Origin of the sequence: Pseudonocardia sp. ICBG1034 (genome assembly GCF_020131375.1) — a bacterium.
In the GTDB taxonomy this organism is placed as follows: domain Bacteria; phylum Actinomycetota; class Actinomycetes; order Mycobacteriales; family Pseudonocardiaceae; genus Pseudonocardia; species Pseudonocardia alni.
Window position 1 is genome coordinate 1 of the sequence record NZ_JAHLEK010000012.1, and the last position, 10,707, is coordinate 10,707.

The 10,707-nt window shown below is 72.3% G+C and carries 12 protein-coding genes and 1 pseudogene; 9 read left to right on the plus strand and 4 right to left on the minus strand.

What is annotated here, in order from left to right; all coding sequences use genetic code 11:
• Nucleotides 1–248: 248 nt before the first annotated feature.
• Together KPF22_RS01330 and KPF22_RS01335 are read left to right on the plus strand one after the other, a co-directional pair.
• Entirely contained in the window at nt 249–1,085 is an 837-nt protein-coding gene (locus KPF22_RS01330) for a mycofactocin-coupled SDR family oxidoreductase (protein WP_224400985.1), read from the plus strand.
• A complete protein-coding gene (locus KPF22_RS01335) occupies nt 1,082–1,936 on the plus strand; it encodes a mycofactocin-coupled SDR family oxidoreductase (RefSeq protein ID WP_224400986.1) in 855 nt (284 codons plus the stop codon). The genes KPF22_RS01330 and KPF22_RS01335 overlap by 4 nt, the downstream gene beginning before the upstream one ends.
• 39 nt (nt 1,937–1,975) lie before the next feature.
• On the opposite strand, the gene KPF22_RS01340 is transcribed toward KPF22_RS01335, so the two are convergent.
• Entirely contained in the window at nt 1,976–2,614 is a 639-nt protein-coding gene (locus KPF22_RS01340) for a GntR family transcriptional regulator (RefSeq protein WP_224400987.1), read from the minus strand.
• A 197-nt stretch (nt 2,615–2,811) separates the two neighbouring features.
• Here KPF22_RS01340 and KPF22_RS01345 point away from each other — a divergent pair, with 197 nt between their 5' ends.
• Genes KPF22_RS01345 through KPF22_RS01370 form a run of 6 tightly spaced genes read left to right on the plus strand, consistent with a single transcriptional unit; the run spans nt 2,812 to nt 7,888 of the window.
• Nucleotides 2,812–3,843: an ABC transporter substrate-binding protein gene (locus KPF22_RS01345; RefSeq protein ID WP_224400988.1), complete on the plus strand. Its 1,032-nt coding sequence runs from the start codon at nt 2,812–2,814 to the stop codon at nt 3,841–3,843.
• Entirely contained in the window at nt 3,840–4,694 is an 855-nt protein-coding gene (locus KPF22_RS01350) for an ABC transporter permease (protein ID WP_224400989.1), read from the plus strand. Before KPF22_RS01345 ends, KPF22_RS01350 begins: the two co-directional genes overlap by 4 nt.
• Nucleotides 4,691–5,542 (plus strand): ABC transporter ATP-binding protein, encoded by an 852-nt coding sequence (locus KPF22_RS01355; RefSeq protein WP_224400990.1) that lies wholly within the window; start codon nt 4,691–4,693, stop codon nt 5,540–5,542. Before KPF22_RS01350 ends, KPF22_RS01355 begins: the two co-directional genes overlap by 4 nt.
• A gap of 3 nt (nt 5,543–5,545) precedes the next feature.
• Nucleotides 5,546–6,547 carry a zinc-binding dehydrogenase gene (locus tag KPF22_RS01360; protein WP_224400991.1) on the plus strand — a complete coding sequence of 334 codons (1,002 nt, stop codon included), beginning with the start codon at nt 5,546–5,548 and terminating at the stop codon, nt 6,545–6,547.
• Nucleotides 6,544–7,047, plus strand: a complete 504-nt coding sequence (locus tag KPF22_RS01365) for a VOC family protein (protein ID WP_224400992.1) — start codon at nt 6,544–6,546, stop codon at nt 7,045–7,047. Before KPF22_RS01360 ends, KPF22_RS01365 begins: the two co-directional genes overlap by 4 nt.
• 4 nt (nt 7,048–7,051) lie before the next feature.
• Nucleotides 7,052–7,888, plus strand: coding sequence for a fumarylacetoacetate hydrolase family protein (locus KPF22_RS01370; RefSeq protein WP_224400993.1), 837 nt, complete (start codon nt 7,052–7,054; stop codon nt 7,886–7,888).
• Between the two features lies 1 nt (nt 7,889).
• On the opposite strand, the gene KPF22_RS31755 is transcribed toward KPF22_RS01370, so the two are convergent.
• Both KPF22_RS31755 and KPF22_RS01375 read right to left on the minus strand, forming a co-directional pair.
• Entirely contained in the window at nt 7,890–8,015 is a 126-nt protein-coding gene (locus KPF22_RS31755) for a hypothetical protein (RefSeq protein ID WP_255624079.1), read from the minus strand.
• Nucleotides 8,016–8,241: 226 nt separating this feature from the next.
• On the minus strand, nt 8,242–8,922 hold the full coding sequence (locus tag KPF22_RS01375; RefSeq protein WP_224400994.1) for a class II aldolase/adducin family protein: 681 nt from the start codon (nt 8,920–8,922) through the stop codon (nt 8,242–8,244).
• Nucleotides 8,923–9,456: 534 nt separating this feature from the next.
• On the opposite strand from KPF22_RS01375, the pseudogene KPF22_RS32880 reads away from it, so the two are divergent.
• Nucleotides 9,457–10,107 (plus strand): annotated as a pseudogene (locus KPF22_RS32880) (alpha/beta hydrolase); the annotation flags it as partial.
• A gap of 50 nt (nt 10,108–10,157) precedes the next feature.
• On the opposite strand, the gene KPF22_RS32885 reads toward KPF22_RS32880, so the two are convergent.
• On the minus strand, nt 10,158–10,343 hold the full coding sequence (locus KPF22_RS32885) for a hypothetical protein (RefSeq protein WP_308010351.1): 186 nt from the start codon (nt 10,341–10,343) through the stop codon (nt 10,158–10,160).
• Nucleotides 10,344–10,707: the final 364 nt, after the last annotated feature.

Sequence of the window (10,707 nt, forward strand, 5' to 3'; positions counted from 1 at the left end):
TGGACGGTGACCGATGTATCGCTCACCCCTGCCGCCTCTCCTGCGCCTCGTCGCGCGTTCGGCGAGGACGATCCACCGGCCGCCGCCGCCCCGTGCCCGCCCCGCGCGACATTCCCCCGACCCGAATCGCGCGGGACGCCGGTCACAGCAGGATTCGGCGGAGCGGAAAGCCGTGGACCACCGCTTGACGGTCCGCGCGCGGCCCGGCACTCCTGGAATCCGAGGAACGATCCGGAACGGGGAGTGTCGTGGCAGGTCGATTGGCAGGAAAAGTGGCGCTGGTCTCCGGCGCCGCACGGGGACAGGGCCGGGCGCACACGGTGCGCCTGGCCGAGGAGGGTGCCGACATCGTTGCGTTCGACGTTTGCGCGCCGCTGCCCGCGCAGGGCGCGCCTCCCGCGACGCCGGAGGACCTGGCGGCGACGGTCAAGGCGGTCGAGGCGACGGACCGGCGGATCCTGTCAGCCCGGCTCGACGCGACCGATCGGCCGGGGGTGCAGGCGCTCGTCGATCAGGCCGTCGCGGAGTTCGGCCGCATCGACGTCGTGGTGGCGAACGCAGGCCTGACCAGCAGCGGGACCTGCTCGGTGGACACCACCGAGGAGGACTGGCGCTCGGTGATCGGCACCAACCTCACCGGCGTTTTCAACACGGTCACGACGGCGGTGCCACACATGATCGCCGCCGGGAACGGTGGCTCAGTGATCATGACGAGCTCGTCGGTGTCGCTGCGCGCCGTGCAGAACCTGAGCTCCTACATCGCCGCCAAGCACGGGCTGGTCGGGCTGATGCGGAGCATGGCGCTGGAGCTGGGCGAGCACTCGATCCGGGTGAACACCGTGCACCCGACCGCGGTGGCCACGGACATGCTGCTCAACGAGCAGAACTACCGCATGTTCCGCCCCGACCTAACGGACCCGACGCACGAGGACGCATTGCCGGCCTACCGGAGCCTGCACGTTCTGCCGATCCCGTACGTCGAGGCGGCGGACATCGCCCACGCCGTCGCGTTCCTGGCCTCCGACGAGGCCCGCTACATCACCGGCACCGTGCTGCCGGTCGACGCCGGAATGAGCATCAAGTGAGCGGAGGACCCTCGATGGGCGGACGGTTGGCGGGCAAGGTCGCGCTGGTCTCGGGTGCGGCGCGCGGCCAGGGCCGCTCGCACGCCCTGCGACTCGCCGAGGAGGGCGCGGACATCCTCGCCTTCGACGTGTGCGAACCCGTTCCCGCGCAGGGGAACCCGCCAGCCGCGCCGGACGACCTGGCGAAGACGGTCGCGGAGATCGAGAAGCTGGACCGCCGGGTCGTCTCGGCGCAGCTCGACGCGCGGGACTACGCCGCCGTCGAGGCGTTCCTGGCCGAGGGCGTCGGCGAGCTCGGCGGTCTGGACGTGGTGGTGGCCAACCACGGCATCACGGGGATCGCGGGCGTGGCCCACGAGATGCGCGTCGAGGACTTCCAGGCGGTCCTCGACACCAACCTGACGGCAGTGTGGCACGTCGCCAAGGCGAGCATCCGGCTGCTCGTGGCCCAGGGCCGGGGTGGCAGCGTGATCATGACCAGCTCGTCGGCGGGCATCAGGGCGCTGCAGAACATGAGCGCCTACACGGCGGCCAAGCACGGCGTCGTCGGGCTGATGCGGGGCCTGGCCCACGAGCACGCCGCGGACGGAATCCGGGTCAACACCATCCATCCGACCTCCGTCCCCACGCCGATGCTATTGAACAACAACACCTTCCACATCTTCCGGCCGGACCTCGACGCCCCGACCGCCGAGGACTGCATGGACGGCTTCCGCAGCCTGAACCTGCTCCCGGTGCCCTGGGTGGAGGAGATCGACATCTCCAACGGGGTGCTCTACCTGGCCTCAAACGAGGCCCGCTACGTCACCGGGATCACGCTGCCGGTGGACGCCGGCAACGTGATGCGCTGAGCCCCGGCCGCGGCGCCCTGTGCGGGGCGCCGCGACTCCTCACACCTCGTCGAACCGCGGGGTCGAAGCCGCGGACCAGATGTGCGCGCGGATCACCGACTCCGCCCACTCCGCGCTGCCCGCCCGCAACGCGTCCACCAGCTCGTGGTGCCCGCTCATGGACCGCTCGAGCGCCTCTGGCGAGTAGTGCCGGAACGTGCGCCGCACCAGCGGGACCACCGCCAGGTTCGCCAGCAGCATCTCCAGGCTCGGGCTGGCCGCCGCCACGAGCACCGTGCCGTGGAACTCCTTGTTGAACTCGCCGATCTTGTCCAGCGCTGCCGGACTGCGCTCCGCCGCGAGCGCGCGCATCTCGTTATCCAGCGCCGCGAGGCGGGTCAGCTGCTCGGCCGAGATCCGGCTGCTCGCCCGCCGCGCCGCCGTGCCCTCCAGGGCCGCGCGGCACTCGGTCACCTCGTCCAGGTGCGCGAGCGCAAAGGTCGCCACGACCGCGCCGCGCTTGGGCTGCAGCTCCACCAGCCCCTCGGACGCGAGCCTGCGCAGCGCCTCACGCACCGGCGTGCGGCTCACCCCGAGCTCCTCGGCGATCGGGTCCTCGCGCAGCCGGTAGCCCGGCGCGAGCCCGCCCTCGATCACCAGCGAGCGAATCAAGGCGTAGGCCCGTTCGGCAGCCGACATATCCCCTCCAGCAGTACTGCGTATACGATATTGAACCAGGCTCGGCGGCCCATGTCACCTCGAAACCCTTGCCAGCAGGCTTTCTGCATAAGAATCTCCCTCTTGACAGCGGAATCTGGCTCGGATTGCATACGAGCTGTCACCCACCGGCTCGCGCGTCGCCGTCGACGCCCGCAGGGAATGAGGTCCGGACCATCGTGACGTCCACACAACGCCGTTGGACGCGGCGCGCAGTACGCGGCACCCTCGCCGGAGCCGTCGCACTGCTCACCGCCGTCACCGCCGCCTGCGGTTCGCAGGCAGGCGGATCGGGCGACCAGCCCACCGTCCGCTACGTCAACAACTCCGCCCAGCCGCTCGTCGGGCTCGTCGCCGAGCAGGAGGGGTTCTTCACCCGCTCGCAGGTCCAGGTCGACTTCACCGAGATCCAGACCGGGACCGAGGCGATCGCCGGGATGCTCGGCGGCTCGTCGGACTTCGTCACCGCTGCGGACGCACGGTTCGTGCAGGCGGTGAGCAAGCAGCTTCCGGTGGTCGCGGTAGCGGTGCACAACACCGGATTCCTCGCCAGCCTGCTGGTGCCCGCCGGGGACACCGCCACCATGAGCATGGAGGACCTGCGTAGCAAGCGGATCGGCATCCAGCTCGGCTCCGGCGTGCACACCGCCTGGCTGCGCCATCTGGACGCGATCGGGATGAAGGAGTCGGACTTCCAGGTCGTCAATCTGGCCGTCACGGACATGCCCGCCGCGCTGGCAGGCGGCTCGCTGGACGGCGCGCTGGTCTGGCAGCCCTACGTCAACCGGTCCGTCGAGGCGGGCCTGACCCGGGTCGCGATGACACCGGACCGGATCGCCGGACCCGCGGGCGTCATCTATCCGTTCTACGTGCTGACCACCCGGTCCATGGTGGACGAACGGCCGGACGACGTGCAGCGGTTCGTCTCCGCCCTCGTCTGCGCCGAGGGCTGGATCACCCAGAACCCGGACGCCTCCGTGGGCCTGCTGGAGCCGGAGTACCGCGGGCTGTCCCGGGACACCGTGCAGGCGATCTTCGCCGAGCAGACCTACGGCGCCCACGTGGCGGTGGACGACGAGGTGCTCGCCGACACCACCGCGCAGGCCCGCAAGCTCACGGAGCTGGGCTCGATCCCCATGGTACCGGACCTCGCGGCCAATGTGGACACTCAGTTCACCGATGCCGCTGCGGCGCAGGGGTGTGCGGCATGACCGCCACCTCCGAGCGCACCTCGCAGTCCGAGACCGCCCGGCCGGACGTCGGGACCCGGATCGCGTGGGTTACCCGCACCGCGGGCAAGCAGCTGGTCATCACGTCCCTGCCGATCCTTGTCGCTCTCGCCCTGTGGCAGGTCGTCGCGGTGAGCGGGCTGGTGCCCGAGGCCTTCTTCCCCGGGCTCGGCGCGATCTTCGGCGCCATCGGGGGCATGGCGGCCGACGGCACACTGTGGACGGACATCGGGCAGTCCTTGTACCGGCTACTCGTCGGCGTGGTCATCGGCAGCGCGATCGGCACCGCGCTGGGCCTGCTGATGGGCACCCGCCGGCTCGCCGAGCGCACCCTGCTGCCGCTGATGAACTTCGGCCTCGCGGTGCCCGGCATCGCGCTGATCCCGCTGGCCATCTTGTGGTTTGGGCTCACCGACACCACGATCATCGTGATCCTGGTCAGCGAGGTCATGCTCGTGACGATGCTCAACACCTGGGGTGCGGTGCGCGCGGTGGATCAGCGGCTGGTCGACGCGGGCCGCACGCTCGGCTGCCGGGGCATGGAGATGTTCACCCGGGTGCTGCTGCCCGGCTCGCTCGGCGGGATCATCGGCGGCTACCGGCTCGGCTTCTCCCGCGCGTGGCGCATCCTCGTCGCGGGCGAGATGCTCGCCGGCGTCGCGGGCGGGCTCGGCTACCGGGTCTTCGAGGCCCGTCAGTACTTCCAGGCCGACATCGTCTACGCCGGGATCCTCGTGATCGGCATCGTCGGGCTGATGTTGGAGCGCGTCGTCCTGCGGTCGCTGGAGGCGGCCACGGTCGAGCGCTGGGGAACTCTTCGGGAGGCGCGATGACCGGGCTGGACCAGACCCTGACCACCGACCGGGAGCTCGAGGCGAACCGCGCCAAGCTCGCCATCCGAGACCTCGGCAAGCGGTACGTGACCGGCGAGTCCTTCGGCCGCACGCGCACCACCGTGGCGCTCGAGGGCATCGACCTCGACGTGGCGGACGGCGAGTTCGTGACCCTGATCGGGCCCAGCGGCTCGGGCAAGTCCACACTACTGATGATCATCGCCGGGCTGGTGTCGCCCACCGCGGGCACCCTGAAGCTCGACGGGCGGGCCATCCGCGGGGCGGGCCTGGACCGCGGCGTGGTGTTCCAGGACTTCGCGCTGTTCCCGTGGCTCACAGTGGCGGACAACGTCCGGTTCGGGCTGCGCAAGCAGGGCCTATCCCGCGCGGAGGCCACGGCCCGGGTCGCCGAGCTGCTGCACCTGGTGTCCCTCGACGGGTTCGGCGAGCACCGCCCGCACCAGCTCTCCGGCGGCATGAAGCAGCGCGTGGCGATCGCCCGGGCGCTGGCATGTGACCCGGCGCTGCTGCTGATGGACGAACCCTTCGGCGCGCTCGACGCCCAGACCCGCGGCAGGCTGCAGCACGAGTTTGAGCAGATCTGGGAGCGCACCGGCAAGACCGTGCTGTTTGTGACGCACTCGGTGCGGGAGGCCGTATACCTCTCGGACCGGGTCGTGGTGCTGTCCGCGCGGCCCGGCCGGATCCTCGAGGAGGTGCCGGTCGACCTGCCCCGGCCGCGGTCAGTGTTCGCGCCCGAGTTCGCCCGGATCGAGCGACACCTCGCCCGGCTGCTGGTGCCCGCGGACTCCGACGAACCGGACGCCGCGGCGTCCTTCACGGACTGACCCGTGGACGCGGTGCTGCTGCGAACGCACGGCGGGCCGGACCGGCTCGTCGTCGAGCGGGTGCCCGATCCCCGCCCCGGACCGGGCGAGACCCTGGTCCGGGTCCGCGCCCGCGCCGTCGAGCCGGGGCTGGACGTGAAGACCCGGCGGGACGCGGCGGGCTGGCCCGTCGCCCTGCCGCACGTGCTCGGCACCTGCTCGGTCGGCGAGATCGTGGAGGGGCCCGCAGCGGGCGGCCTGGTCGCCGTCGCCCCGTCGATCACCTGCGGGGAGTGCCCGGCTTGCCTCGCGGGCCGGGACGACACCTGCGCGCGCCGGACGTTCATGGGCGTGCACCGGTGGGGCGGCTATGCAGAGCTGCTCACCGCTCCGACCCGTAACCTGCTGCCGCTCCCGACGGACGCGGACCCGGGCGCGGTCGCGAGCGCGCTCGTCACCTTCCCGACGGCCTGGAACATGGTCGTGACCCGGGCCGCGGTCCAGCCCGGCGAGACTGTGCTCGTATTCGGTGCGACCGGCGCCGTGGGCGTCGCCGCCGCCCAGATCGCCCGGCACCGGGGCGCCCGAGTGCTGCTCGCGGGCCGGGACCCGGACCGACTGGCTCGCGCGGCCGTACTGACCGGCGCGGACGTCCTCCCGCCCGGCGGTCCCGTGCCCTCGGACGTCGACCTGGTGGTCGACACCGTCGGGGCCGCCACCTGGCCGACCGGGCTCGCCGCGCTGCGCCCCGGCGGCAGGCTCACCTGCTGCGGCGGCGCGAGCGGGGACGAGGTCACGCTCTCGCTGCGCTCGCTCTACCGGCGCAATATCTCGCTCCACCTCACCTCGGGCGGCTCCGCCGCGGAGCTGCGGACCGTGTTGCGCCTGGTCGGCGGGGGCGAGCTCGCCCCCGCCGTCGGCGGCGTGCTGCCGTGGCGCGCGGCCGCCGAGGCCCACCGGGCCCAGGAGTCCGGCCATCCCCTCGGCCGGCTCGTGCTGGCCGACGACGAAAGGACACGCGCATGACCTCCTCGACATCGCAGACATCCCCCGCCGTCACCGGCTGGCACCACCTCGCCTACCCCGTCCCGGACCTCGAGCGCAGCGGCGAATGGTACGCCCGGGTGCTCCGCGGCGAGATCACCATGCGCACCGGCTGGTCCGAGATGGACCGGCGCGCGGGCCGCACCCGGCAGGTCTGGGTCACCGCGGGCACCGCGGTGATCAACCTGGCCGAGGGCCCGATCGTCGAACGCCCGCCGGGCCTGCACTTCTTCCACTTCGCGATGGACGCCCCGGCCGCGGAGCTGGACGCCTGGATCGCCCATCTCACCGACTCCGGGGTGAAGGTGCTCGGCCCGTACGGGCACGGCGGCGTGGGGCTGCTGTCGCTGTACTTCGACGACCCAGACGGATACCGGCTGGAGCTCATGTTCGACTTCGGGGACTACGAGACCGCCAAGACCGAGGCGATCGCCCGCGGCGGCGCGCTCGGCAACCCCGACCTGCAGTACGAGTGGGTGTGACGGGATGCGGATCGCCTTGTTCGACGCGGACCGGGTGGGTCTCGTCGACGCCGCCGGGGAGTCCGTCGTGGACTGCACCGACCTGCTCCCCCACCACGACCCGGGTCTGGGGGCCAACTACTGGGTGCGGCTCTGCGCCGACCTGGACCGTCTCCGTGAGCCGCTGCTCGCTCGGTTCGCCACCGGCCCGCGCACCCCGCTGGCCGCGGTCCGGCTGCGCGCACCGGTCCTGAACCCGGGCAAGATCATCGCGGCCGCGGCGAACTACGCCGACCACATCGACGAGATGCGCCCGCACGAGCTGGCGGACTGGCTGCTGGCCTTCGACCTCTTTCTGAAGGCGCCCAGCTCCGTCGTCGGGCCGGGGGCGGTGGTGCGGCTCCCGGACGTGCCGGGCGAGGTGCACTACGAGTGCGAGCTCGGGCTCGTGCTCGCGCGCGGCGGATACGACATCCCCGCCGAGAGCGCGCTGGACCACATCCTGGGCTGGACCGTGCTGCTGGACATCACCGAGCGCGGCAAGGGCGACCGCTCCCGGCGCAAGTCCTACGACGGGTTCACACCCGTCGGGCCATGGTTGGTCACCCGCGACGAGGCGGGAGACTGGACCGAGCTCGCCATCTCGTTGCGCCGCAACGGCGAGCTCGCCCAGCAGGTGAAGGCGGGCGAGATGCTGGTGGGGGTACCGGAGATCATCGCGCGGGCCTCCCGGGTGATGACCCTGCAGCCGGGGGACGTGATCGCCACGGGCGCACCCGCCGGCGTCGGCCAGATCGAGCCCGGCGACCGCCTGGACGCCACAATCGACGGCATCGGCACCCTGACCGTGACGGTCGGTTGAGTCAGCCCGACCCAACGGTCGCGGCGAACTCCCCGTACGCCGCCAGGACGTCCTCCAGCTCGACCATCGCCGGGAAGTCGGGAACGCCCTGGTAGCAGAGCAGGAACTCCACCGTCCGGCGCACCATGTCCGCCTCGTCCTCGGCGAGGCCCCGTTCGCGCCGAGCGCGGCCAACGCCTCCGGGGACGTGTGGAACCAGGACTCCACCCGCTCGCCGTCCGCCATGAGCGTCACCAGGTACTCGTGATCTCCCAGACGCTCGATGTTCGGCTCTGCCATGACGTCGTGGTGCTCCACCGAGGTGGTGGAGCGCATTCGCGAGGTGGCGCACAACACTCGTGCCCGCCGGTGGCTCAGCCGAGCCCGCGGACGAGGTGGTCCCAGACCGCGTGGACGGCCCGGTCGTGGTAGATGTGCCCCCGCTTGGCCTCGGCCTCCGCGGCGTCCGAGGAGCTGGGCCACCCGCCGAAGGAGTGCGTGAGCAGCTGCTGGTGGCAGGCCCGCTCCAGTACGACGGCCCGGACGGTGGCCGTCTCCAGGTCCGGGCCGACGGTCACGATCCCGTGGTTGACCAGGAACAGCGCCGGCGCGTCGCCGAGTGCCTCCGCCACCTGCCGGCCAAGCTCGGGGGTCAGGATCAGGTCCGCTGTCCCGGTGAATCGCGGGATCGCGGGCGGCACGAACATCGTGGCCGCGTGGCTGACCGGCAGCAGGGGCTGCCCGGTCGCGGCGAGCGCCACGGCGTGCGGCGGGTGGGTGTGCACCACCGCTCCGACGTCCGGGCGCGCCGCGAGGATCTCGGTGTGGATCGGGTACTCGCTGTGCCGGACGCCCTCCCCGCTCAGGACCGCACCGGTGCCGTCGACGAGGTGCACCCGCTCCGGGGTGACCTCCCCGAGCCCCCACTCGGCCGACTTGATCCAGCACCCCCACTCGTCGCGCAGGGAGGCGTGGCCCCAGATCAGGTCTTCCTGCCCTTGGTCGGCGAGGACGCGGGAGGCGAGGGAGACCAGGGTGCGGGCGGAGTCGGTCATCGGTGGCTGATCCTTGAGGTGGACGGCGGGGTCGCCGACCAACTTACAGAGGAACACTCTGCATGAGAGAATTAGGTCGAGCGGGGTGCCCTCCGCGGGCGGGCGACCAGTGAGGTAGGTGGTCGAACCGCTCCCGGTCCGTCGTGTGTGACAGCCCCACGATCACTCGACGCCGCACCCATCCGGTGATCTGTTCGACTACCCATCCTGGGTGCTCCAGGTGCACGAAGTGCCCGGGACCGGGCGCGAGGACGACCTCGGTCGGTGCCACCCCGTACGGCTCGATCCACGCCCTCGTCGTACCCTCGGACCACGCGCAGGTCGTGGCACAGCCGGTCGGGATCGGCCCGGCCACCGGCGGCGACCACGTACACCGCTCGTTCCGGACCGCCGTGGTCGCCCTGCGTCTCTGCGACCCGGAGGTAGCACCGTCGGCCCTTGCCGACGACTACGGCGGACTCGTCGGCCTACTCGCCGACCTTCCACCGGATACCGACATCCCCGACGTCGATGCGCTGGGCACGATCATGACCCATGCATGGGGATCGACCACGATTGACGCTCTCGTGCGGACCAACTCGGTACGCCAGGCCGCGAGGACGGCGAACGTGCACCACAGCACGATGCGGTCCGGTATGCACCTGCCGCCGGCCGTCAACCCGGCCTCGCGACGCGCGCACTCATCGCGCCCTTGCTCGCCCCGACACTACCCGTCGCCCTGCGACGGCGCGTGGACTCGACCTCGTCGGCGCGTCGCTCCCGCTCCCCCGCGGCACCCGCCGGGACCTCGGGACGCTCGGCGGCGTGCCCACCGCGGTCGTCGCACCGCCCGGGCCGCTGTCCCCGCACCGGGTGCTCTACCTGCACGGCGGCGGATTACCTCGTGGGCTCCTCGGCGTCGCACGGCCGCTGCTCGCCGGGCTCGCGCACGCCACCGGCGGCGCGGTCCTCGCGCCGCACTACCGGCTCGCCCCGGAGCACCCGTTTCCGGCCGCCCTCGACGACGCGTACGCCGCCTGGACCGCCCTGCGGGCCGCGGGGATCCCGGCCCGGCACATCGCGGTGGCCGGCGACTCCGCGGGCGGCGGGCTGACCATGTCCGCTGCTGCTGCGCCTGCGCGCGGCCGGCGAGGACTCCCGGGCTCGATCGGGCTGATCTCGCCCTGGCTGGGACCTGTCCTGCACCGCGGGACGCGCTCACCCGCAACGTCGCCTCCGACGCCATGCTGGACCCGTCATGGCTGCCCGACGCCGTCGCCGACTACGCGGGCCCGCACACCGGCGCCCCCGAGCTCCTGCCCCTCGAGGCGGACCTGGCCGGGCTGCCGCCGCTGCACGTCGTCGCCGGTGCCGACGAGATCCTCGTCGACGACGCCGACACCCTCGTCGAGGCGCGCCCGCGCGGCCGGGACACCGGTCACCTACGAGCGTGCGCCCGCATGTGGCACGCCTTCCCGACGCTGCCGGGCTGCTGGCGGAGGCCGACGCCTCGCTGCGCACCCTGGGCCTGGCCCTGCGGGCGGACTGCCTGCGCTGAGGCCCGCTGCCCACGGGACAGCCCCGGAACTCACGGACGGGGCCGGGCACCGCCACGGGAGCGCGGTGTCCGGCCCCGTCCGGGACCTGTCCGGTCACGGTCCCGGACCCACCGTCGTGGGTCCGACCGACGGCTACCTCAGCGGTAGTCGCGACCGAAGTCGTAGTCGTCCAGCGGCACCCGCGGCACCGGTGCCCGTGCCGAAGACGTCCGGGCTGTAGTAGCCGTCGTCGTAGCTCGGCAGCGCG

Excerpts from the sequence above, each read along its gene's own strand:
- KPF22_RS01340 (WP_224400987.1), bottom strand. The coding sequence starts at position 2,614 with ATGTCGGCTGCCGAACGGGCCTACGCCTTGATTCGCTCGCTGGTGATC.
- KPF22_RS01350 (WP_224400989.1), top strand. The coding sequence starts at position 3,840 with ATGACCGCCACCTCCGAGCGCACCTCGCAGTCCGAGACCGCCCGGCCG.
- KPF22_RS01370 (WP_224400993.1), top strand. The coding sequence starts at position 7,052 with ATGCGGATCGCCTTGTTCGACGCGGACCGGGTGGGTCTCGTCGACGCC.
- KPF22_RS01375 (WP_224400994.1), bottom strand. The coding sequence starts at position 8,922 with ATGACCGACTCCGCCCGCACCCTGGTCTCCCTCGCCTCCCGCGTCCTC.
- KPF22_RS01365 (WP_224400992.1), top strand. The coding sequence starts at position 6,544 with ATGACCTCCTCGACATCGCAGACATCCCCCGCCGTCACCGGCTGGCAC.
- KPF22_RS01355 (WP_224400990.1), top strand. The coding sequence starts at position 4,691 with ATGACCGGGCTGGACCAGACCCTGACCACCGACCGGGAGCTCGAGGCG.
- KPF22_RS31755 (WP_255624079.1), bottom strand. The coding sequence starts at position 8,015 with ATGGTGCGCCGGACGGTGGAGTTCCTGCTCTGCTACCAGGGCGTTCCC.